The 23,436-nt window shown below is 69.3% G+C and carries 15 protein-coding genes and 3 rRNA genes; 12 read left to right on the top strand and 6 right to left on the bottom strand.

Annotated elements, in window-relative coordinates:
* Positions 1 to 308: 308 nt before the first annotated feature.
* The 7 genes from Saso_RS15160 (at position 309) to Saso_RS15130 (ending at position 8,284) form a co-directional block, all read left to right on the top strand.
* On the top strand, positions 309 to 1,685 hold the full coding sequence (locus tag Saso_RS15160; protein ID WP_189920603.1) for a phosphomannomutase/phosphoglucomutase: 1,377 nt from the start codon (positions 309 to 311) through the stop codon (positions 1,683 to 1,685).
* Positions 1,686 to 1,869: 184 nt separating this feature from the next.
* Complete coding sequence (locus tag Saso_RS15155; RefSeq protein ID WP_189920601.1) at positions 1,870 to 2,043, top strand: Trm112 family protein; 174 nt, start codon at positions 1,870 to 1,872, stop codon at positions 2,041 to 2,043.
* A gap of 194 nt (positions 2,044 to 2,237) precedes the next feature.
* Positions 2,238 to 3,371: an SIS domain-containing protein gene (locus Saso_RS15150; protein ID WP_189920600.1), complete on the top strand. Its 1,134-nt coding sequence runs from the start codon at positions 2,238 to 2,240 to the stop codon at positions 3,369 to 3,371.
* A 59-nt stretch (positions 3,372 to 3,430) separates the two neighbouring features.
* On the top strand, positions 3,431 to 4,582 hold the full coding sequence (manA, locus tag Saso_RS15145; protein ID WP_189920598.1) for a mannose-6-phosphate isomerase, class I: 1,152 nt from the start codon (positions 3,431 to 3,433) through the stop codon (positions 4,580 to 4,582).
* A 141-nt stretch (positions 4,583 to 4,723) separates the two neighbouring features.
* Positions 4,724 to 5,704 (top strand): cation diffusion facilitator family transporter, encoded by a 981-nt coding sequence (locus tag Saso_RS15140; protein WP_189920597.1) that lies wholly within the window; start codon positions 4,724 to 4,726, stop codon positions 5,702 to 5,704.
* 344 nt (positions 5,705 to 6,048) lie between these two features.
* The gene (gene ahcY, locus Saso_RS15135) at positions 6,049 to 7,506 is read left to right on the top strand and encodes an adenosylhomocysteinase (protein ID WP_189920596.1); all 1,458 of its coding nucleotides are present in this window, start codon (positions 6,049 to 6,051) and stop codon (positions 7,504 to 7,506) included.
* A 163-nt stretch (positions 7,507 to 7,669) separates the two neighbouring features.
* Positions 7,670 to 8,284, top strand: coding sequence for a hypothetical protein (locus Saso_RS15130; protein WP_189920595.1), 615 nt, complete (start codon positions 7,670 to 7,672; stop codon positions 8,282 to 8,284).
* A gap of 21 nt (positions 8,285 to 8,305) precedes the next feature.
* Here Saso_RS15130 and Saso_RS15125 read toward each other — a convergent pair whose 3' ends face one another.
* The gene (locus Saso_RS15125) at positions 8,306 to 9,352 is read right to left on the bottom strand and encodes an RDD family protein (RefSeq protein WP_189920594.1); all 1,047 of its coding nucleotides are present in this window, start codon (positions 9,350 to 9,352) and stop codon (positions 8,306 to 8,308) included.
* 129 nt (positions 9,353 to 9,481) lie between these two features.
* Between Saso_RS15125 and Saso_RS15120 the strand changes: the two genes are divergently transcribed.
* The 4 genes from Saso_RS15120 to rrf all read left to right on the top strand — a co-directional run bounded on the left by Saso_RS15120 (position 9,482) and on the right by rrf (position 16,226).
* Complete coding sequence (locus Saso_RS15120; protein ID WP_189920593.1) at positions 9,482 to 10,489, top strand: stage II sporulation protein M; 1,008 nt, start codon at positions 9,482 to 9,484, stop codon at positions 10,487 to 10,489.
* A 568-nt stretch (positions 10,490 to 11,057) separates the two neighbouring features.
* Positions 11,058 to 12,583, top strand: a 16S ribosomal RNA gene (locus Saso_RS15115).
* 318 nt (positions 12,584 to 12,901) lie between these two features.
* Positions 12,902 to 16,024: ribosomal RNA gene (locus tag Saso_RS15110) — 23S ribosomal RNA — on the top strand.
* Between the two features lie 85 nt (positions 16,025 to 16,109).
* Positions 16,110 to 16,226, top strand: a 5S ribosomal RNA gene (rrf, locus tag Saso_RS15105).
* Together the 16S, 23S and 5S rRNA genes form the textbook arrangement of a ribosomal RNA operon.
* 108 nt (positions 16,227 to 16,334) lie before the next feature.
* Here rrf and Saso_RS15100 read toward each other — a convergent pair.
* The 5 genes from Saso_RS15100 to Saso_RS15080 all read right to left on the bottom strand — a co-directional run bounded on the left by Saso_RS15100 (position 16,335) and on the right by Saso_RS15080 (position 22,044).
* Positions 16,335 to 17,645, bottom strand: coding sequence for a DUF58 domain-containing protein (locus Saso_RS15100; RefSeq protein ID WP_189918441.1), 1,311 nt, complete (start codon positions 17,643 to 17,645; stop codon positions 16,335 to 16,337).
* Positions 17,645 to 18,634, bottom strand: a complete 990-nt coding sequence (locus Saso_RS15095) for an AAA family ATPase (protein ID WP_372442443.1) — start codon at positions 18,632 to 18,634, stop codon at positions 17,645 to 17,647. The genes Saso_RS15100 and Saso_RS15095 overlap by 1 nt, the downstream gene beginning before the upstream one ends.
* Positions 18,634 to 19,830, bottom strand: a complete 1,197-nt coding sequence (locus Saso_RS15090) for a DUF4350 domain-containing protein (protein WP_189918438.1) — start codon at positions 19,828 to 19,830, stop codon at positions 18,634 to 18,636. Before Saso_RS15090 ends, Saso_RS15095 begins: the two co-directional genes overlap by 1 nt.
* Complete coding sequence (locus Saso_RS15085; RefSeq protein ID WP_372442470.1) at positions 19,827 to 20,573, bottom strand: DUF4129 domain-containing protein; 747 nt, start codon at positions 20,571 to 20,573, stop codon at positions 19,827 to 19,829. The genes Saso_RS15090 and Saso_RS15085 overlap by 4 nt, the downstream gene beginning before the upstream one ends.
* A gap of 103 nt (positions 20,574 to 20,676) precedes the next feature.
* Positions 20,677 to 22,044 (bottom strand): glycerophosphoryl diester phosphodiesterase membrane domain-containing protein, encoded by a 1,368-nt coding sequence (locus Saso_RS15080; protein WP_189918436.1) that lies wholly within the window; start codon positions 22,042 to 22,044, stop codon positions 20,677 to 20,679.
* A 153-nt stretch (positions 22,045 to 22,197) separates the two neighbouring features.
* Between Saso_RS15080 and mtnA the strand changes: the two genes are divergently transcribed.
* Positions 22,198 to 23,343 carry an S-methyl-5-thioribose-1-phosphate isomerase gene (gene mtnA / locus Saso_RS15075; RefSeq protein ID WP_189918434.1) on the top strand — a complete coding sequence of 382 codons (1,146 nt, stop codon included), beginning with the start codon at positions 22,198 to 22,200 and terminating at the stop codon, positions 23,341 to 23,343.
* The last annotated feature ends 93 nt before the right edge of the window (positions 23,344 to 23,436 follow it).

Genomic DNA, 23,436 nt, shown 5'->3' with positions numbered 1-23,436 from the left:
GGCCCGGCCGAACAGCCCGCCCCGAAGCCGGTTTGACAGCCGTCGGTCACTCTCCGGCCGCAACCGACCTCCCGGGCCGCCGACTTGAAGCACCTCGACCGTCGCTCGCGCACGCGCCGGTCCGCCGACGCCCACGCGCGCGTGCCCCACCCCCGAAGAGCTCCGCCGCAGCCGTGCCGGCCCGGCCGACGGGCCCACCGCGGACGGCGGACCGGTCCGGGTACTTTGTGGTGACTCACCGACCCGATGACCTACCGACCCAAAGACCTACCGACCCAAAGACCTACCGGACCTCAGGAAGGGTGGCCGTGGCCGCTGATCTGTCACAGCTCGTGAAGGCGTACGACGTACGCGGGGTGGTCCCCGACCAGTGGGACGAGTCGCTGGCCGAGCTGTTCGGAGCCGCCTTCGCCCTGGTGACCGGCGCCGGAGCCATCGTCGTCGGCCACGACATGCGCCCTTCCTCGCCCGGCCTGTCCGGCGCCTTCGCGCGCGGCGCGGCGGCCCTCGGCGTGCACGTGACCCAGATCGGCCTGTGCTCCACGGACCAGCTCTACTACGCCTCGGGCGCCCTCGACCTGCCCGGCGCCATGTTCACGGCCTCGCACAACCCGGCCCGCTACAACGGCATCAAGCTCTGCCGCGCCGGCGCCGCCCCGGTCGGCCAGGACACCGGACTCACCGAGATCCGCGAACTCGTCGAACGCTGGACCGACCCGGACACCGCCGACTCCGTCCCCGCGCCGGCCACGACCCCGGGAACCCTCACCACGGCCGACACGTTGAAGGACTACGCGGCGCACCTGCGCGCCCTCGTCGACCTGACGTCCGTCCGCCCCCTGAAGGTCGTGGTCGACGCGGGCAACGGCATGGGCGGCCACACCGTGCCCACCGTCTTCGACGGCCTGCCCCTGACGCTCGTCCCGCTGTACTTCGAACTGGACGGCACCTTCCCCAACCACGAGGCCAACCCCCTCGACCCGGCGAACCTCGTGGACCTGCAAAAGCGCGTCCGCGAGGAATCCGCCGACCTCGGCCTCGCCTTCGACGGCGACGCCGACCGCTGCTTCGTCGTCGACGAGCGGGGCGAGCCCGTCTCCCCGTCCGCGATCACTGCCCTGGTCGCCGCCCGCGAACTCGCGCGCAACGGCGGCGAGGGCACGGTCATCCACAACCTGATCACCTCCCGGACCGTCCCGGAGGTCGTGAAGGAACACGGCGGCACCCCCGTCCGCACCCGCGTCGGCCACTCCTTCATCAAGGCGGAGATGGCCCGCTCCGGCGCGATCTTCGGCGGCGAGCACTCCGCGCACTACTACTTCAAGGACTTCTGGAACGCCGACACCGGCATGCTGGCCGCCCTCCACGTCCTCGCCGCCCTCGGCGGCCAGGACGGCCCGCTCTCCACCCTGGTCGCGGAGTACGACCGCTACAGCGGCTCCGGGGAGATCAACTCCACGGTCGCCGACCAGGCCGGCCGCATCGCCGCGATCAAGGCCGTGTACGGCGACCGGGAGGACGTCACCCTCGACGAACTCGACGGCCTGACCGTCTCCGCCGCCGACTGGTGGTTCAACGTCCGCCCCTCCAACACCGAACCCCTCCTGCGCCTCAACGCGGAGGCCCGCGACGAGGCGACGATGACCAGGATCCGCGACGAGGCCCTCGCCCTCATCCGATCCTGACCCTGCTGCCTGCTGCCTGCTGCCTGCTGCCTGCTGCCTGCTGCCTGCCCCGCCCGTCCGCCCGCCGCGGGGGCGGGGGGGCAGGGGCAGGGGCGGCGCGGGCCCGTCCCTCGTCCATCCTCCGCCCCAACTCCACCAGCGGTACCCTGACCAGGCACATCCGCGCACCCCGAAGGGACACCCCATGCCGCTCGAAGCCGGCCTCCTGGAGATCCTCGCCTGCCCCGCCTGCCACGCCCCCCTGGAGGAGCAGGACGCGGAGCTGATCTGCACGGGCAAGGACTGCGGCCTGGCCTACCCCGTCCGCGACGGCATCCCCGTCCTCCTCGTCGACGAGGCCCGCCGCCCCGCCGCGTAACGGCACACCGCGGCCGCGCCGCACCCCCGCGCCCACCCGCCGCGACGGCGCCCCGGGCCGGAGGCCACCTCGGCGGCCCCGGCCGAGCCGCCCCGGCACGGACACCCGGCGCCACGCGGCCCGCACCCCGCGCCCGCGCCGCGCCGAGCGGCCCCGCACACCGACGACGCCCCAGGCGATCGGAGACTGCCGACATGCTGGACGACTCGCTGCTCGACACACCGGACGCCCTCGCCGAGGCCGACCGCCGGGCCCTCCTGCGCGGCGCGGCCGAGGCCGGCGCCCGCGTCCGCACCGCCGCCCGGCACGCCGCGGAGGCAGGCGTCCACACCCTCCGGCCCGACGGCCGCCCCCGCGCCATCCTCATCGCGGGCCCCGGCGCCGCCGCCATCTGTGTCGCCGACCTCCTCGGCACGCTCGCCGGCGCCGCCTGCCCCGTCATCCGCCTGACCCCCACCGGCGTCGCCCCCGCCGCCGGCGCCATGCGCTGGGAACTCCCCGGCTGGGCGGGCTCCGTCGACCTCCTCCTCATCGCCACCCCGGACGGCAGCGAACCCGGCCTCTCCCTCCTCGCCGAGCAGGCCTACCGCCGCGGCTGCACCGTCGCCGCCGTGGCCCCCGCCGACTCCCCGCTCACCGAAGCGACCGCCGCCGCCCACGGCCTGTTCGTACCGCTCGCGACCGCCCCGTACGAACAGGACGAGCAGGTCCCCGCCGCGGCCTCCGCCCCCGGAGTCCTCTGGGCCCTCCTCACCCCGCTCCTCGCCCTCCTCGACCGCATCGCCCTGCTCTCCGCCCCGCCCGAGGAACTCGAACGGGTCGCCGACCGTCTCGACCGCGTCGCCGAACGCTGCGGCCCCGCCGTCGCGACCTACAGCAACCCCGCGAAGACCCTCGCCGCCGAACTCGCCGACTCCCTCCCGGTGATCTGGACCGAGGGCACCAGCGCGGGCCCCGCCGGCCGCCGCTTCGCGGGCGCCCTCGCCGAACTCGCCGGCCGCCCCGCCTTGGTAGCCGAACTCCCCGAGGCCCTCGCCGAACACCAAGCGATCCTCGCCGGCCCCCTCGCCGCCAGCGCCGACCCGGACGACTTCTTCCGCGACCGCGTCGAGGAAGCCCCGGCGCTGCACGCGTGCGTAGTGCTGCTGCGCGACCGCCCGATCGGCGGCCTCACCGCCGCCCCGGCCGCCCGTGACCTGGCCCTCAGCCACGACGCGCCGATCAGCGAACTCGAGCCCGAGGCCGGCGACGAACTCGTCACCCTCGCCGAACTGATCGCCACCACGGACTTCGCCGCCGTCTACCTGGCCCTCGCCTCGGGCGCCTGACCGGCCCCCGCCCGCTTCCCGAAACGGCAGACCGCACACCGGCAGGCAGAGAGAACCCCATGGACCGCCTCGACAACACCGTCCGCCCCTACGCCTGGGGTTCCACGACCGCGATCCCGCACCTGCTCGGCACCGAGCCGACCGGCGAACCGCAGGCCGAGATGTGGATGGGCGCCCACCCCGGCGCACCCTCCCGCACCGGCCGCGGCACCCTGGTCGAGATCATCGACGCCGACCCCGAACGCGAACTCGGCGCACCCACGCTCACCAAGTTCGGCCCCCGCCTCCCCTTCCTCCTCAAGATCCTCGCCGCCGGAGCGCCCCTCTCCCTCCAAGTCCACCCCGACCTGGACCAGGCGCGAAAGGGGTACGAGGACGAGGAGCGCAGGGGCGTCCCCCTCGACGCCCCGCACCGCAACTACAAGGACGCCAACCACAAACCCGAACTCATCTGCGCCCTCACCGAGTTCGACGGCCTGTGCGGCTTCCGCGCCCCCGCGCACGCGGCCGACCTCCTGGAAGGCCTCGGCGTCGACTCCCTCGAGCCGTACGTCGACATCCTGCGCGCCCAGCCCGAGGAAGCGGCCCTGCGCGAGGTCCTCACGGCGATCCTCACCGCCGACCGCGACGAGATGGCCCGCACCGTCGCCGCCGCCGCGGCCGCCTGCGACCGCCTCGGCGGCGACTACACCCCCTACGCTGGCATCGCCCACCACTACCCCGGCGACCCCGGCGTCATCGCCGCCATGCTGCTCAACCACGTCCGGCTCCAGCCCGGCGAAGCCCTGTTCCTCGGCGCCGGCATCCCGCACGCCTACCTCGACGGCCTCGGCGTCGAGATCATGGCCAACTCCGACAACGTCCTGCGCTGCGGCCTCACCCCCAAACACGTCGACGTACCCGAACTCCTGCGCGTCGTGCGCTTCGAGCCCGCCGACCCCGGCGTCCTGCGCCCCGAAGCCGCCCCCGACGGCGAAGAGGTCTACGACACCCCCATCGACGAGTTCCGGCTGTCGCGCCACGTCCTCCCGCCCGACGCCCCCGCCCACGACCTCACCCTGCCGACCCCCCAGATCCTCCTGTGCACCGCGGGCACCGTCCGGGCGGACGACCACACGCTCACGCCCGGCACGTCTGTCTTCGTCCCCGCGGGGCACAAGGCCGAAGTGACCGGTCCCGGTACGGTCTTCCGGGCCACGGTCGTCGCATGACCCCGGGCGCGACGCCCTGACACACCGCCGCCGCGCCGGGCTGCAAGAATGACCCCCCGGCAAAGGACGGGCAAAACCGAAGACGGGCCGCGCCGCGCCCAGCACGGCGTACGCACGGAAGCGAAGGGACAACGCGAACACATGAGCGCGTCAGGCGGCACCAGGGCGATCGTGGCGGCACTCGGCGCCAACCTCGCGATCGCGGCATCGAAGTTCGTAGCGTTCGCGTTCAGCGGCTCGTCGTCGATGCTCGCCGAGGGCGTGCACTCGCTCGCCGACTCCGGCAACCAGGCCCTGCTCCTCATCGGCGGCAAGAAGGCCCAGCGCGAGGCCACCCCGCAACACCCCTTCGGCTACGGCCGCGAGCGCTACATCTACGCCTTCCTCGTCTCCATCGTCCTCTTCTCGGTCGGCGGCATGTTCGCCATCTACGAGGGCTACGAGAAGATCAAGCACCCGCACGAGATCGAGCACTGGTACTGGCCCGTCGGAGTCCTCGTCTTCGCGATCATCGCCGAGGGCTTCTCCTTCCGCACCGCCATCAAGGAGTCCAACCCTCTGCGGGGCGACCACTCCTGGAAGGAGTTCGTCCGCCGCGCCAAGGCCCCCGAACTCCCCGTCGTCCTCCTGGAGGACTTCGGCGCCCTCGTCGGCCTCGTCCTCGCCCTCGGCGGCGTCGGCCTCGCCCTGCTCACCGGCGACGGCGTCTGGGACGGCATCGGCACGCTCTGCATCGGCGTCCTGCTCATCCTGATCGCGCTCGTCCTGGCCGCCGAGACCAAGTCCCTCCTGCTCGGCGAGGCCGCCAACAACGAGGACCTCCGCAAGATCGAGACGGCCGTCGTCGACGGCGACACCGTCACCCGCGTCATCCACATGCGCACTCTCCACCTCGGCCCCGAGGAACTCCTCGTCGCCGCCAAGATCGCCGTCCGGCACGACGACACGGCCGGCCAGGTCGCCGCCGCCATCAACGCCGCCGAGGCCCGCATCCGTACGGCGGTCCCCATCGCCCGCGTCATCTACCTCGAGCCCGACATCTACAGCGAGACCGAGGCGGCCAAGGGCGCCGACCCCGAGGCGACCCCGGGCGGCCCCTCCCAGCACCCGGCCGAACACTGACCCGCACCCACCACCGACGACAGGGCCCGCCGCACCACCGGCGGGCCCTGCCGCCGTTGCGGCCCGCGACCCGGCCGCCCGCTCACCCACCGTGTTCGGCGCGATCCGATCGGAGATGGACTGGGGCCGCCCCGCGACTCCGGTGTAGCTTGGAACGGAGCCAGACGTCGCTGCTGATGGCGGTCGGGCGGTCCCGGTGCGGACCGTCCGAGGGAGAGAGGGCCTCCGACGGACTGCGCTGCGCGTACCGGGCATGCCTGTGTCCATCTCGGGCACCCCTGTGTCCGCCGCCGCGCAGACCAGCCGTATCCACTCTCTCGACCCAACCCGAGGAGCAGCTCACCATGACGACTGTCGACAACCGACAGGACTTCAAGGTCGCCGATCTCTCCCTGGCCGCCTTCGGCCGCAAGGAGATCACCCTCGCCGAGCACGAGATGCCCGGCCTCATGTCGATCCGCAAGGAGTACGCCGAGGCCCAGCCCCTCGCCGGCGCCCGCGTCACCGGCTCCCTGCACATGACCGTGCAGACGGCCGTCCTCATCGAGACCCTGACCGCCCTCGGCGCTCAGGTCCGCTGGGCCTCCTGCAACATCTTCTCCACCCAGGACCACGCGGCCGCCGCCATCGCCGTCGGCCCGAACGGCACCCCCGACAACCCCCAGGGCGTCCCCGTCTTCGCCTGGAAGGGCGAGACGCTCGAGGAGTACTGGTGGTGCACCGAGCAGGCGCTGACCTGGCCGGACAGCCCCACCGGCGGCCCCAACATGATCCTGGACGACGGCGGTGACGCCACCCTCCTCGTCCACAAGGGCGTCGAGTACGAGAAGGACGGCAAGGTTCCCGCCGTCGACACCGCCGAGAACGACGAGCACCGCGTCATCCTCGAACTGCTCAACCGCACCATCACCGACGGCTCGCAGAAGTGGACGCAGCTCGCCTCGGAGATCCGCGGTGTCACCGAGGAGACCACCACCGGCGTGCACCGCCTGTACGAGATGCAGCGCGACGGCGTCCTGCTGTTCCCCGCGATCAACGTGAACGACGCGGTGACGAAGTCGAAGTTCGACAACAAGTACGGCTGCCGGCACTCCCTCATCGACGGCATCAACCGCGCCACCGACGTCCTCATCGGCGGCAAGACCGCCGTGGTGTGCGGCTACGGCGACGTCGGCAAGGGCTGCGCGGAGTCGCTGCGCGGCCAGGGCGCCCGCGTGATCATCACGGAGATCGACCCGATCTGCGCGCTCCAGGCGGCGATGGACGGCTACCAGGTCACGACCCTGGACGAGGTCGTCGAGACCGCCGACATCTTCATCACCACCACCGGCAACAAGGACATCATCCTGGCCTCGGACATGGCGCGGATGAAGCACCAGGCGATCGTGGGCAACATCGGCCACTTCGACAACGAGATCGACATGGCCGGCCTGGCCCGCATCCCCGGCATCGTCAAGGACGAGGTCAAGCCGCAGGTCCACACCTGGACGTTCTCCGACGGCAAGGTCCTCATCGTGCTCTCCGAGGGCCGCCTGCTCAACCTGGGCAACGCCACCGGCCACCCCTCGTTCGTGATGTCCAACTCCTTCGCCGACCAGACCCTCGCCCAGATCGAGCTGTTCACCAAGCCGTCCGAGTACCCCACGGGCGTCTACACGCTGCCCAAGCACCTGGACGAGAAGGTCGCCCGCCTGCACCTGGACTCGCTCGGCGTCAAGCTCACCCGGCTGCGCCCCGAGCAGGCCTCGTACATCGGTGTCGAGGTGGACGGCCCCTACAAGTCGGACCACTACCGGTACTGAGTCCGCAGGACCGCCCGCCGGCAGCGCGTCCGTACACGCACGCGCTGCCGACCGGCAGTTCCCCGAGACAGGCCCCCCGCACCCCCGTGCCGGGGGGCCTGCCCCGTCGGCCCACAGCCGGACCCGGCCGGCCAAGACCGGACCGTCACACCCCAGGACCCCCATGCCCCGCGGCCGATATTCGCTCCACGATCCGCACGATCACACCCCCCTCGCTCACGAGCACTTCCAGTGCGCCCCCGGCCCGTCCGGCTGGCGCTACGTGTCCCGGCTGACCACTCCCACCGGCGAAAACACCGGCTCGGTCGACCTCACCCTCGACGACCTGGGCCGCCCCCTGCGCCTCGAACTCCACGCGAGCAGCTGGCAGGTACGCGGCGCCGCCCTGGAGGGCGTCACCTGGGTCCGCACCGACCCCACCGGCACCGAGGCCACGGAAGGCAACGTCCCCGCCCACGCCTTCACCGGCACATCCCCCGCGTTCCTCGTCGCCACCAGCCGGCTCCTGCGCCTCACCCCCTCCTCCTCGGCGACCCGCGTCCGCCTCGTGGCGTTCACCGATCCGGTCCTCGCCCCCCGCACGGTGGACCAGTCCTGGGCCTTGCTGAGAAGAGAAGCACACCCCACTGACAACGGCCCCCTGACCGTGGACGAATACCAGGTCACAGCCCTGGACACCGGGGAACAGCACACCGTGCACCTCGCCGGCGACGTGGTCCTCGCGGCCCCCGGCATCGAGCTGGAGGACCTCGAGACACCTCCGTCGGCATTCGACTGAGGACAACCCGCGACGGGACGCCTAAGCCGGAGGCACGAACCCCGACCCCGGTCCCTTCCTCTGTCCTTGTACCTGCCCCTGCCCCTCGTCCGCGGACGCCTCCTCCGCGGGCCCGTGAGGAGCCGGGGCTCCGTAGGGAGCGGGGCCGTACGAGGCCGGGGGAGCGTGGGAAGCCGGGGGAGCGTAGGCAGAGGGCCGGTCATACGAAGCGGCCTCGCCGTACGCGGCCGGAGCGGGAGGGCCGTACGGGTTCGGCGGACCGTAGACGCCCGGCGCACCACCCACGCCGCCCGCACCCGCGTGCCACTCCGCCACCGGACCGTTCCCGAAAGCCCGCCGCGCCTCGCGGACCTGCCGCTCCTGCACCACCGCCGCCAGATACGCGGCCGGCGGCACCCCCGGCGGCACCGGCGTCCCCGTGCGCGCCGCCACATCCTCGGCCAGCTGCCCCGCCATCGCCCAGCCGACCTGAGGATCCAGCTGGTTCATCCGCCCCAGACACTGGCGCACCGCCAGCCACAGACCGTCCGGCACGGCCGACAGGTCGACCGCCTGGAACCGCCCCGCCAGCCACGGCGGAGGCGGGGGGAGGAATCCGGACCGCGACACGGGCACCCGCTCACGCACCACCAGGGTGCCGGCGAACACATCACCGAGCCGCCGTCCCCGGGCCGACACCAACGAGGCGATGCACGCGACCACCCCGATCGTCAGCAGGATCTCGACCACCCCGATCGCGCCCCGCACGAGCGCGTGCCGGAACCGGATCGGCCCGCCGTCGTCCCGCACCACGCGCAGCCCGCACGCCATCTTCCCCAGGGACCGCCCGTGGCTGAGGGTCTCGACCGCTATCGGCCCGCCGACCAGGACCAGCAGGAACGTGGCGATCGACAGCGCGACCTGCGCCGCCTCGTCCAGGGAGGCCGACGCCGCCAGCACGCCGATGCTCACCACTACGTAGACCACGAACACCACGACCAGGTCCAGCAGCGTGGCCAACGCTCGGCTGGGCAGCCTGGCAGGCCGCAGCTCCAACGCCACGGCCTCACCCGTCACCAGCTCACTCACGCCCGTCGTCCCTTCCCTGGCCTGCCCCGAGAACGGCCAGTCTGCCAAGCTGAAGGCACATCGCGCCGCAGTACGACAAGCTGACATCGATCACCGGCCGCCGACGAACGCCGAGGAGCAGGCACACCGATGGACCTCGACGTCTTCGTCTCCGCCCACCGAGCCGAGTGGGACCGTCTCGACGCCCTGTTGCGCCGCCGACGCAGCCTCACCGGCGCCGAGACCGACGAACTCGTCACGCTCTACCAGCGCACCGCCACCCACCTCTCGCTGATCCAGTCCAGCGCCCCCGATCCACAGCTCACCGGTCGGCTCACCCAGCTGGTGGCACGCGCGCGTAGCGCGGTGACGGGCACCCGGCGAGCCTCCTGGCGCGACGTGACGCGCTTCCTCACCCAGAGCTTTCCCGCCGCGGTCTACAGATCGCGTCACTGGTGGGTCCCGACGGCGTTGATCTCCACCGCCGTCGCGGCGCTCCTCGGCTGGTGGATCGGCGCCCACCCGGAGGTCCAGTCCTCCCTGGCGCCGCCCGACGAACTGCGTGAGCTCACCCGACCCGGTGGCCTGTACGAGACGTACTACTCGAGCCACCAGGCCGCGGCCTTCGCCGCGCAGGTGTGGACCAACAACGCCCAGGCCGCCGCCATGTGCCTGGTCCTGGGCGTCTTCCTGGGGCTTCCGGTCCTCTGGATCCTCTTCCAGAACATGCTCAACCTCGGGATCGGCGCCGGCCTCATGTCCTCCGCGGGACGGCTCGACACCTTCCTGGGTCTCGTGCTCCCGCACGGCCTCCTCGAACTCACCGCCGTCTTCGTCGCGGCCGGCACCGGACTCCGCCTGGGCTGGACGGTCATCGATCCGGGCCCGCGCTCCCGGCGCACCGCGCTCGCCGAAGAGGGCAGGGCCGCGGTCGGCATGGCCATCGGACTCGCCCTGGTCCTCTTCGTCTCCGGTGCCATCGAAGGCTTCGTCACCCCATCGGGTCTGCCGACCTGGGCCCGCATCACCATCGGCATCGCGGCCGAACTGGCCTTCCTCGTCTACGTCTACGTCGTCGGCGGCAGAGCCGCCCGGGCCGGCGACACGGGCGACCTGGGGGCCACCGAGCGCAGCGCCACGGTGCCGACGGCCGCCTGATGTGCGGATGGCCCCGACGGGCTGCTAGTCTCCTCTTCGCCCCACAAAAACCGTTGACACGGAGCGCGTGGGGAGGTAGATTCGAACAGTTGCCTGGAACTGGACAGGGTCCGGTCGGCAGCGGTTAGTATCTGTCAGCCTCCTGAATCCGAGATTCTACCGAGGCTCCCGATAACTCGGAAATGAATGACCGGTCAGACCGGCCTGAAACTTCTGATAAAGTCGGAACCGCCGGAAAGGAAACCGCGAAACAAAAGCGGGAACCTGGAAAGCACCGAGGAAATCGGGTCGAGAAAAGATCTGATAGAGTCGGAAACGCAAGACCGAAGGGAAGCGCCCGGAGGAAAGCCCGAAGAAGTTCGGGTGAGTACAAAGGAAGCGTCCGTTCCTTGAGAACTCAACAGCGTGCCAAAAATCAACGCCAGATATGTTGATACCCCGTCCCCGGCAGTGATAGCCGAGGATGAGGTTCCTTTGAAATAAACACAGCGAGGACGCTGTGAACGGCCGGGCTCATTCCGCCTGGCTGTTCCGCTCTCGTGTGTGTGCACCGGATTACCGGTAAACATTCACGGAGAGTTTGATCCTGGCTCAGGACGAACGCTGGCGGCGTGCTTAACACATGCAAGTCGAACGATGAACCACTTCGGTGGGGATTAGTGGCGAACGGGTGAGTAACACGTGGGCAATCTGCCCTTCACTCTGGGACAAGCCCTGGAAACGGGGTCTAATACCGGATATCACTTCCACTCGCATGGGTGGGGGTCGAAAGCTCCGGCGGTGAAGGATGAGCCCGCGGCCTATCAGCTTGTTGGTGAGGTAATGGCTCACCAAGGCGACGACGGGTAGCCGGCCTGAGAGGGCGACCGGCCACACTGGGACTGAGACACGGCCCAGACTCCTACGGGAGGCAGCAGTGGGGAATATTGCACAATGGGCGAAAGCCTGATGCAGCGACGCCGCGTGAGGGATGACGGCCTTCGGGTTGTAAACCTCTTTCAGCAGGGAAGAAGCGAAAGTGACGGTACCTGCAGAAGAAGCGCCGGCTAACTACGTGCCAGCAGCCGCGGTAATACGTAGGGCGCAAGCGTTGTCCGGAATTATTGGGCGTAAAGAGCTCGTAGGCGGTCTGTCGCGTCGGATGTGAAAGCCCGGGGCTTAACCCCGGGTCTGCATTCGATACGGGCAGACTAGAGTGTGGTAGGGGAGATCGGAATTCCTGGTGTAGCGGTGAAATGCGCAGATATCAGGAGGAACACCGGTGGCGAAGGCGGATCTCTGGGCCATTACTGACGCTGAGGAGCGAAAGCGTGGGGAGCGAACAGGATTAGATACCCTGGTAGTCCACGCCGTAAACGGTGGGAACTAGGTGTTGGCGACATTCCACGTCGTCGGTGCCGCAGCTAACGCATTAAGTTCCCCGCCTGGGGAGTACGGCCGCAAGGCTAAAACTCAAAGGAATTGACGGGGGCCCGCACAAGCAGCGGAGCATGTGGCTTAATTCGACGCAACGCGAAGAACCTTACCAAGGCTTGACATACACCGGAAAGCATTAGAGATAGTGCCCCCCTTGTGGTCGGTGTACAGGTGGTGCATGGCTGTCGTCAGCTCGTGTCGTGAGATGTTGGGTTAAGTCCCGCAACGAGCGCAACCCTTGTTCTGTGTTGCCAGCATGCCCTTCGGGGTGATGGGGACTCACAGGAGACTGCCGGGGTCAACTCGGAGGAAGGTGGGGACGACGTCAAGTCATCATGCCCCTTATGTCTTGGGCTGCACACGTGCTACAATGGCCGGTACAAAGAGCTGCGAAACCGTGAGGTGGAGCGAATCTCAAAAAGCCGGTCTCAGTTCGGATTGGGGTCTGCAACTCGACCCCATGAAGTCGGAGTTGCTAGTAATCGCAGATCAGCATTGCTGCGGTGAATACGTTCCCGGGCCTTGTACACACCGCCCGTCACGTCACGAAAGTCGGTAACACCCGAAGCCGGTGGCCCAACCCCTTGTGGGAGGGAGCTGTCGAAGGTGGGACTGGCGATTGGGACGAAGTCGTAACAAGGTAGCCGTACCGGAAGGTGCGGCTGGATCACCTCCTTTCTAAGGAGCACTTCTTACCGATCCCTTCGGGGTGAGGTCAGAGGCCAGTACATCGGCGAATGTTCGATGCTGGTTGCTCATGGGTGGAACGTTGATTATTCGGCATTCTCAGTCATCTCGGGCTGTAAGTACTGCTCTTCGGAGCGTGGAAAGCTGATCACGAGTGGCGGGGGTGCCGGGCACGCTGTTGGGTGTCTGAGGGTGCGGCCGTGAGGTCGTCCTTCTGATGCCGGCCCCAGTGCACTCGGACCGTAAGGGTTCGGGGTGATGGGTGGCTGGTCGTTGTTTGAGAACTGCACAGTGGACGCGAGCATCTGTGGCCAAGTTTTTAAGGGCGCACGGTGGATGCCTTGGCACCAGGAACCGATGAAGGACGTGGGAGGCCACGATAGTCCCCGGGGAGTCGTCAACCAGGCTTTGATCCGGGGGTTTCCGAATGGGGAAACCCGGCAGTCGTCATGGGCTGTCACCCGCTGCTGAACACATAGGCAGTGTGGAGGGAACGCGGGGAAGTGAAACATCTCAGTACCCGCAGGAAGAGAAAACAACCGTGATTCCGGGAGTAGTGGCGAGCGAAACCGGATGAGGCCAAACCGTATACGTGTGAGACCCGGCAGGGGTTGCGTGTACGGGGTTGTGGGATCTCTCTTTCACAGTCTGCCGGCTGTGAGACGAGTCAGAAACCGTTGATGTAGACGAAGGACATGCGAAAGGTCCGGCGTAGAGGGTAAGACCCCCGTAGTCGAAACGTCAGCGGCTCGTTTGAGAGACACCCAAGTAGCACGGGGCCCGAGAAATCCCGTGTGAATCTGGCGGGACCACCCGCTAAGCCTAAATATTCCCTGGTGACCGATAGCGGATAGTACCGTGAGGGAATGGTGAAAAGTACCGCGGGAGCGGAGTGAAATAGTACCTGAAACCGTGTGCCTACAAGCCGTGGGAGCGTCGGACATCAAGCTTGCTTGGTGTCTCGTGACTGCGTGCCTTTTGAAGAATGAGCCTGCGAGTTTGCGGTGTGTTGCGAGGTTAACCCGAGTGGGGTAGCCGTAGCGAAAGCGAGTCCGAACAGGGCGATTCAGTAGCACGCTCAAGACCCGAAGCGGAGTGATCTAGCCATGGGCAGGTTGAAGCGGAGGTAAGACTTCGTGGAGGACCGAACCCACCAGGGTTGAAAACCTGGGGGATGACCTGTGGTTAGGGGTGAAAGGCCAATCAAACTCCGTGATAGCTGGTTCTCCCCGAAATGCATTTAGGTGCAGCGTCGTGTGTTTCTTGCCGGAGGTAGAGCACTGGATAGGCGATGGGCCCTACCGGGTTACTGACCTTAGCCAAACTCCGAATGCCGGTAAGTGAGAGCGCGGCAGTGAGACTGTGGGGGATAAGCTCCATGGTCGAGAGGGAAACAGCCCAGAGCATCGACTAAGGCCCCTAAGCGTACGCTAAGTGGGAAAGGATGTGGAGTCGCAGAGACAACCAGGAGGTTGGCTTAGAAGCAGCCACCCTTGAAAGAGTGCGTAATAGCTCACTGGTCTAGTGATTCCGCGCCGACAATGTAGCGGGGCTCAAGCGTACCGCCGAAGTCGTGTCATTGCAGCAATACGCCCAACGGCGGCTGTGATGGGTAGGGGAGCGTCGTGTGCCGGGTGAAGCAGCACCGGAAGGTAGTTGTGGACGGTTCACGAGTGAGAATGCAGGCATGAGTAGCGATACACACGTGAGAAACGTGTGCGCCGATTGACTAAGGGTTCCTGGGTCAAGCTGATCTGCCCAGGGTAAGTCGGGACCTAAGGCGAGGCCGACAGGCGTAGTCGATGGATAACCGGTTGATATTCCGGTACCCGCTGTGAAGCGTCAAACATCGAACCAGGCGATGCTAAGTCCGTGAAGCCGTTCCGGACCCTTCGGGGAAAGGAAAGTGGTGGAGCCGACGAACCAGACTTGCAGTAGGTGAGTGATGGGGTGACGCAGGAAGGTAGTCCATCCCGGGCGGTGGTTGTCCCGGGGTAAGGGTGTAGGGCGAACGGTAGGCAAATCCGCCGTTCACGTGTCTGAGACCTGATGCCGAGCCGATTGTGGCGAAGTGGATGATCCTATGCTGTCGAGAAAAGCCTCTAGCGAGTTTCATGGCGGCCCGTACCCTAAACCGACTCAGGTGGTCAGGTAGAGAATACCGAGGCGTTCGGGTGAACTATGGTTAAGGAACTCGGCAAAATGCCCCCGTAACTTCGGGAGAAGGGGGGCCATCACTGGTGATTGGATTTACTCCATGAGCTGGGGGTGGCCGCAGAGACCAGCGAGAAGCGACTGTTTACTAAAAACACAGGTCCGTGCGAAGCCGTAAGGCGATGTATACGGACTGACGCCTGCCCGGTGCTGGAACGTTAAGGGGACCGGTTAGTCACATTTCGGTGTGGCGAAGCTGAGAACTTAAGCGCCAGTAAACGGCGGTGGTAACTATAACCATCCTAAGGTAGCGAAATTCCTTGTCGGGTAAGTTCCGACCTGCACGAATGGCGTAACGACTTCTCGACTGTCTCAACCATAGGCCCGGTGAAATTGCACTACGAGTAAAGATGCTCGTTTCGCGCAGCAGGACGGAAAGACCCCGGGACCTTTACTACAGTTTGATATTGGTGTTCGGTTCGGCTTGTGTAGGATAGGTGGGAGACTTTGAAGCGGCCACGCCAGTGGTTGTGGAGTCGTCGTTGAAATACCACTCTGGTCGTGCTGGATGTCTAACCTGGGTCCGTGATCCGGATCAGGGACAGTGTCTGATGGGTAGTTTAACTGGGGCGGTTGCCTCCTAAAGAGTAACGGAGGCGCCCAAAGGTTCCCTCAGCCTGGTTGGCAATCAGGTGTTGAGTGTAAGTGCACAAGGGAGCTTGACTGTGAGACCGACGGGTCGAGCAGGGACGAAAGTCGGGACTAGTGATCCGGCGGTGGCTTGTGGAAGCGCCGTCGCTCAACGGATAAAAGGTACCCCGGGGATAACAGGCTGATCTTCCCCAAGAGTCCATATCGACGGGATGGTTTGGCACCTCGATGTCGGCTCGTCGCATCCTGGGGCTGGAGTCGGTCCCAAGGGTTGGGCTGTTCGCCCATTAAAGCGGTACGCGAGCTGGGTTTAGAACGTCGTGAGACAGTTCGGTCCCTATCCGCTGCGCGCGCAGGAATATTGAGAAGGGCTGTCCCTAGTACGAGAGGACCGGGACGGACGAACCTCTGGTGTGCCAGTTGTTCTGCCAAGGGCATGGCTGGTTGGCTACGTTCGGGAGGGATAACCGCTGAAAGCATCTAAGCGGGAAGCCTGCTTCGAGATGAGTATTCCCACCCCCTTTGAGGGGTTAAGGCTCCCAGTAGACGACTGGGTTGATAGGCCGGATGTGGAAGCCCAGTAATGGGTGAAGCTGACCGGTACTAATAGGCCGAGGGCTTGTCCTCAGTTGCTCGCGTCCACTGTGTTGGTTCTGAAACCACGAACAGCCCCATGTGCCACACATGGTGCGGCTGGACAGTTTCATAGTGTTTCGGTGGTCATAGCGTGAGGGAAACGCCCGGTTACATTCCGAACCCGGAAGCTAAGCCTTACAGCGCCGATGGTACTGCAGGGGGGACCCTGTGGGAGAGTAGGACACCGCCGAACAAATTTTATGGGAGACCCCCGCACCTGATGGTGCGGGGGTTTTCTGCGTTCCGGGCAGATTTCTGAATTCCACGGCCCTTTCGTGAATGGGAAGAGGGCCCGTGGAGCTCAGAGGCGTCCGGCTGCTTTCAGTGCGAGGTAGGCGTCCGCCAGGGCCGGGGCCAGTTGGTCCGGTGTCGCGTCCACGACGGTGACGCCGTGCCGGCGGAGCTGTTCGGCCGTGTGCTGACGTTCCGACTGGGCGCGGGCGGCGGCCGCGGCCTCGTACACGGCGTCCGCGGTGCCACGGGACATGGTCATGCGGGCGATGTGCGGGTCGGCCACCGAGGCCACCAGGACGGTGTGGCGCTGGGTGAGTTGAGGGAGGACCGGGAGGAGGCCTTCTTCGACGGGGGCGGCGTCCAGCGTCGTCATCAGGACGATGAGGGAGCGGCGGGGGGCTGTGCGCAGGGCCGCGGCGGTGAGGCCACGGGCGTCCGTCTCGACCAGTTCGGGTTCGAGGGTGGCCATGGCGTTGACGAGCGACGGGAGGACGTCGCGTGCTGTTCGGCCCTGGACGAGGGCGCGTACGCGACGGTCGTAGGCGAGGAGGTCGACCCGGTCGCCGGCGCGGGAGGCCAGGGCGGCGAGCAGGAGTGCGGCGTCGAGGGAGGCGTCGAGGCGGGGAGCGTCGTCGACCCGTCCCGCCGAGGTGCGGCCGGTGTCGAGGACGAGCAGGATGTGGCGGTCGCGTTCGGGGCGCCAGGTGCGGACGGCGACCGTGGAGTGGCGGGCCGTGGCGCGCCAGTCGATGGAGCGGGTGTCGTCACCAGGCACGTACTCGCGCAGGCTGTCGAACTCCGTGCCCTGGCCGCGGGTGAGGACGCTGGTGCGGCCGTCCAGTTCGCGCAGGCGGGCGAGTTTGGACGGGAGGTGCTTGCGGCTGGTGAACGGGGGGAGGGCGCGCACGGTCCAGGGGACCTTGTGCGTGCCTTGGCGGGTGAAGAGGCCGAGGGGGCCGAAGGAGCGGATCGTGACGCGGTCGCTGTGGTGGTCGCCCCGGCGGGTGGGGCGCAGGCGGGTGGTGACGCGGCGGCGCTCTCCGGACGGGACGGTCAGACGGTGACGGGAGGCCTCCGTCTCCGTTCCCGGTGGCCAGCTGCTCGGGGGCCAGGCGTCGCGGAGGTGGGCGCGCAGGGGACGGCGGGAGGGGTTGGTGATCGTGAGGGTGATGTCGGCCGGGTCGCCGAGGCGGGCGGAGGTGTCGCCGGAGCGCGTGAGCTTCAGACGGCGTACCGGGGAGGCGAGGGCGAAGTCGCAGGCGCACGCCAGAGCCAGGGGGGCGTTGACGGCGAGGAGACCCGTCCAGCTGGGATCCCAGATGCCGACGGGGAGGGAGCCGAGGGCCGCGAGGAGCGCGGTGCGTCCGGTGAGGGCCATCAGCGGGGCACGGGGACGTGGGTGAGGAGCGCGGTGATGACGGAGTCGGCCGTCACGCCTTCCATCTCTGCCTCCGGGCGGAGCTGTACGCGGTGGCGCAGGGTGGGCAGGGCGAGGGCTTTGACGTCGTCGGGGATGACGTAGTCGCGGCCGGTGAGCCAGGCCCAGGCGCGGGCGGTGGCCAGGAGGGCGGTCGCGCCCCGGGGGGAGACGCCTAGGGTGAGGGAGGGCGAGTCGCGGGTGGCGCGGCAGATGTCGACGACGTAGGCCGTGATCTCGGGGGAGACCGTCGTTTTGGCGACGGCTGCGCGGGCCGCCTCGAGGTCGGCGGGTCCTGCGACGGGGCGTACGCCGGCGGCCTGGAGGTCGCGTGGGTTGAAGCCCTCGGCGTGCCGGGTGAGGACGTCTATCTCCTCCTGGCGGGAGGGGAGCGGGATCGTCAGCTTGAGGAGGAAGCGGTCCAGCTGGGCTTCGGGGAGGGGGTAGGTGCCCTCGTACTCGACGGGGTTCTGGGTGGCCGCGACGAGGAACGGGTCGGGGAGGGGGCGGGGGGTGCCGTCGACGGTGACCTGGCGTTCCTCCATCGCTTCGAGGAGGGAGGACTGGGTTTTCGGCGGGGTGCGGTTGATCTCGTCGGCGAGCAGCAGGTTGGTGAAGACCGGGCCGGGCTGGAAGGAGAACTCGGCGGTGCGGGCGTCGTAGACGAGGGAGCCGGTGATGTCGCTGGGCATCAGGTCGGGGGTGAACTGGACGCGTTTGGTGTCGAGTTCGAGGGCTGCGGCGAGGGCGCGGACGAGGAGGGTCTTGGCCACCCCGGGGACTCCTTCGAGGAGGACGTGTCCGCGGCACAGGAGGGCCACGACGAGGCCCGTCACGGCGGGGTCCTGACCGACCACGGCCTTGGAGATCTCGGCGCGCAGGGCCTCCAGGGAGGCGCGGGCGCGGTCGGGGTCCCCGGTGTTCCCGGCGTTGTCAGTGGTCGGGTCCATCATGGACGGCGTACCTCTCTTTCGAGGGCGTCGAGGTGGTCGGCGAGCGCGATCAGTGCCGTGTCGTCGGCGGGTGGTGGTCCGAAGAGGAGGGCGTGCAGGGACTGTCCGTCGCCGTGGAGGTGGTCGGACAGGGCGGGCAGGAGGGACTCGGGGGTGTGTGCCCGGGTGACGGGGATGCCGAGGAGGGGGGCGAGGCGGGTGCGGGTGGTGGAGCGGAGAGCGTCTGCCGCGCGGTCGCGGGCGTCGGCTTTGCGGTAGAGGCGGGCGCGGCCTTCGGCGGTTTCGGAGGCGCGGATGGCCACGGGGAGTTTTTCCGGTACGAGGGGGCCGAAGCGGCGTGCCCGCCACAGGGCGGCGAGGGCTGCGGCGACGAAGAGCTGGAGGGTGCCCCAGAGCCAGCCGGAGGGGAGCAGGTCGAGGAAGCTCTTCTCGTCGGCGGGGTCGGTGGCGGCGGTGTCGGAGAGTGAGGGGAGGTACCAGACCAGGTGGCTGCGGGAGCCGAGGAGTTGGAGGGCGAGCGAGGCGTTGCCCTGTTCGTCGAGGCGGTCGTTGTAGAGGATGTCGGGGGCGCCGAGGACGACGGTGTCGCCGTCGCCGGTGGTGTCGGGGATGCGCAGCAGGGTGGCCAGGCGGGCGCTGGGGTAGCACGAGTCGGCGTCGAGGTGGCGGGTGGTGTAGCGGATGCCGCCGGTTTCCGCGGTGCCGGCGCGGCGGGCGGCGGGCAGGGCGCAGTCGGGGGAGAGCGCGGAGGCGCGGCTGTTGGCGGGGTCCGCGGTGACCCCGGGGGCGAGGGTCTCCACGGACCAGGCGGTGGGGGCGACGAGGAGGGTGCGGCCGCCGGAGCCGGTGATCGACGTGTGCAGGTCGCGTTGTTGACGTTCGGTCAGCAGGTCGGGGGTGGCGACCAGGAGTGTGGTGCCGGGGCCGGCCTCGGCGCGGGCCTCGGCGAGGGTGGTGACGACGCGGGTGGACACGCCGCGGTCGGCGAGGAGTTCGGCGAGGGCCCGGCTGCCGTAGGGGTCCGCGGAGCGCGGGTCGAGGGCGCCGTGGCGGGCGTCGGACTGGAGGACCGCGAGGGTGACGGCGCCCGCGAGGAGCAGCACGAGGGCGAGGGTGATGCCGCGCGTGCGGGTCCACAGCGCGCGGGCGGTGGGCGAGGTGGAGGTGGAGGGGAGGGTGGCCCCGGTCGTCATCCGGAGGCTCCCTGGTGGGTGTCGTGGGCCGTGGTGCGGGGGCTGTCCGCCGTCAGCCGGGGGCGGGCGCGTTCGAGGTCGAGGTCCAGGTCGGCCATGCGGGTGTACCACTGGCGGGTGGCGAGGCGTCCGCCGTACGTCACGTCGTCGAAGTCGCGGGCGGCGGCGTGCAGGCGGTCGGTGTGGCCGGGCAGGGCGCGTCCGGCTTCGGCGGCGGCCTCGTCGGCCGTGCGGCCGGGGCGGACGTCGAGGAGGGCGCGTTCCTCGAGGGAGCGGACGATCGCCCGGGTGCGTTCCTGGACGGCCTGGTTCCAGTGGCCCTGGGCGGCGTGTGCCTCGGCGGTCGCGCGGTGTTCCGCGGCGCTGCGCGGGCGGTCGTCGAAGAGGGCGGCGGTGGAGGCGGGCGTGCGGCGCGGGGTGCCCAGGCGCCACCACAGGGCGCCGACGACGGCCGCCACGGCCAGGGCGACGACCAGCAGGCCGAGCGTGCCGCCGGGGGTGGCCGTCGACGCGGTGTCGAAGAGGCCGCCGACCCAGTCCCAGAGGGCGTCGAGGGCGCGCTGCATCAGGCTGGGGTCGTTCTGGTGGTACAGGCTCTTGGACAGCTCACGGCGGGCCGCTTCCCGTGCGGGGTCGCGCGGGATCGTGACCGGTGGTTCGTCGCCGCCGCGGGCGAGGACCGGCGCGGTCCTGTCGCCCGCCCGCAGCAGGGCCGCCACGGCGCCGCGGGTGAGACGCGGCAGGGCCGTCGGCGACGCTTCGGCGTTGCCGGGCAGCCCTGCCCCCACGGTGGGGCCGCCCGGGAGTGGTACCGCGGTGAGGAGCACCCCCGCCAGGTTCACCGCATCAGCTCCCCGGGATCGTGGCGGCGGCGGTGGTGGTGCCGTTGTCCGGGAGGCCGGCGGCGCGGGCCAGGACGACGTCGAGGGCCTCGCGGCGGATGCGCTGGTCGATGTAGAGGAGCACGATGACCCCTGCCGAGATCGGGAAGGTGATCATGGAGCCGATGACCGAGCCGATGCCGCTGACGACGAGGTAGGTCCAGCCCAGGTCGCTGCTCGCGTCGAGCATGCCGCTGACGCCGCCGTCGCTGAGGGCGGCGCCGAGGACGGCGAAGGGGACGACGGCGATCATCGACACGATGTTCGCGATGATCATGGCGAGCAGCTGGATGCCGAAGATGCGCCACCAGGAGCCGCGGGTGAGCTTCGCGGAGCGGGCGAGTGCCTTCTTGATGCCCTGCTTCTCCAGCATCAGGGTCGGCGAGGCGAGGGAGAAGCGGACGAGCAGCCACAGCACGAGGACGACCGAGCCGAGGATGCCGAAGGCCATCAGGGCGGCCCCCGCGTCGGCGTTGTCGGCGGCGGTCACGAGGATGCCCGGGAGCAGGCAGACGAGGACGGTCACCGCGGCGCCCAGTATGAGCAGGAAGATCAGTCCGAACAGCCGGGGCAACTGGGGGCGGGCGTCGCGCCAGGCCTCGCCGAGGGTGACCGGTTTGCCGAGGACGGCCCGGCTGGTGACGGCCGTGAGCAGGGCGGTCGCCGTGATGGTGCCGACGAGGGTGATGAGCAGGACGGGGCCGGAGGCGCGCAGGGCGTCGCCCATGGCGCTGAGCTGCTCGTCAGGGGTGGCGCTCGGGTCGCCGAGGGCGTTCGGGTCCGTGGCGTCCAGGACGAGGCCCTGCACGAGGACGACGAAGATCTGGGTGACGACGGCGACGGTCAGCGAGATGCCGAGGACCGTGCGCCAGTAGGTGCGCATGGTGGTGACGGCGCCGTCGAGGATCTCGCCCACGGCGAGCGGACGCAGCGGGATCACGCCGGGCTTGGCCGCGGGCGGCGGGCCGCCCCAGCCGGCACCCCAGCCGCCGGGAGCGCCCCAACCGCCGTAGCCCGCGGGGCCGCCGGGGTGTCCGCCGCCCGGTCCGGGAGGCGGGGGGCCGCCCCAGCGGGAGCCGGGCGGCGGGGGCGGTGGCGGCGGGGTCGGGCCCGCGGCGCGGTCCGGGGCCGTGGGCGCGGACCACTGGCCGGGGCCGGGTGGCGGCTGTTCCTTGGACCACTTCGTGCCGGGGCTCTGCGGGTCCGTGCCCGGCTGCTCCGCGGGCGGGGCGCCGACGGGACGGTCGGTGGGCCCGGCGGGACGGGACGCGCCGGGCTCCTGTCCGTCGGACGGGGCGGATCCGGGCGAGGCCCAGCCCGGAGTGTCGTTCATCGTCGCTCCTTCACGGTGCCCGTCCGCCGTCGCGGCGGCAGGTTGGGGGCCATCGTGCCATGGGGTGCTGATCGGGTGACCGGCCGCGGTACGGGCTGCGCACCTTCAATCGTCCGCTTCAATTGTCCGCCGGATCGGGGGCAGACTGATCGCATGGCTGATCAGCACGCGCAATCCGGTGAGGACAAGCGGCCGAGCGAGACCCCTGCGATCCGTTGGGAGGAGCTACCCGAAGGCCCGGTACTCGTTCTGCTCGACCAGACGAGACTGCCGGCCGAAGAGGTCGAACTGGTGTGTACGGACGCATCCGCGCTGGTGGAGGCGATCGGTTCGCTCGCCGTGCGGGGCGCTCCGCTGCTCGGGATCGCGGGGGCGTACGGCGTCGCGCTCGCCGCCGCGCGGGGCTTCGACGTGGAGGACGCCGCGAACGCCCTCGCGGGCGCCCGGCCCACCGCGGTGAACCTGTCCGTCGGTGTGCGGCGGGCGAAGGCCGCCTACGAGGAGGAGACCGCGAAGAGCGGTGACCCCGCGCAGGGCGCGCGGGCCGCGCTGGCCGCGGCGCGGCAGTTGCACCGGGAGGACGCCGAGGCGAGCGCCCGGATGGCCGAGCACGGGCTGGCGCTCCTCGACGAGCTGCTGCCGGGCGGCGGACACCGGGTCCTCACGCACTGCAACACCGGTTCGCTGGTGTCGGGCGGGGAAGGGACGGCGTTCGCGGTGGCGCTCGCCGGGCACCGGGCGGGGCGGCTGCGGCGGCTGTGGGTCGACGAGACGCGTCCGCTGCTCCAGGGCGCCCGCCTCACGGCGTACGAGGCGGCCCGCAACGGCATGGCGTACACCCTGCTGACGGACAACGCGGCGGGTTCGCTCTTCGCGGCGGGCGAGGTGGACGCGGTGCTGATCGGGGCGGACCGCATCGCGGCCGACGGGTCGGTGGCCAACAAGGTGGGCAGCTATCCGCTCGCGGTGCTGGCGCGGTACCACCATGTGCCCTTCATCGTGGTCGCGCCGGTGACGACGGTCGATCTGGAGACGCCGGACGGCGCGTCCATCGAGGTGGAGCAGCGGCCCGGGTTCGAGGTGACGGAGGTGATGGCGTCGCAGGCGCCGGTGACCGGGGCGGGCACCGGGACCCCGGTGGCGCCGTTGGGGACCCAGGCGTACAACCCCGCGTTCGACGTGACGCCGCCCGAGCTGGTGACGGCGATCGTCACGGAGGAGGGCGTGGTGTCGCCGGTGACGGCCGACGCGCTCGCCGGGCTGCGCGGCAAGGTCGCCGGGGCCGGCGAGGTGGTGTGACCGGCCGTCGGCGGTCGTCCGCGTGAGCGGCGGCCGCCGACGGCCGTCCACAGCAGGACGAGCGCGACCACTTCGAGTCCGCGATGCACCGCG

The organism is Streptomyces asoensis (assembly GCF_016860545.1).
GTDB lineage: Bacteria > Actinomycetota > Actinomycetes > Streptomycetales > Streptomycetaceae > Streptomyces > Streptomyces asoensis.
Note: the sequence above shows the minus strand (reverse complement) of the source record. Positions and strands in the feature narration are given on the sequence as shown.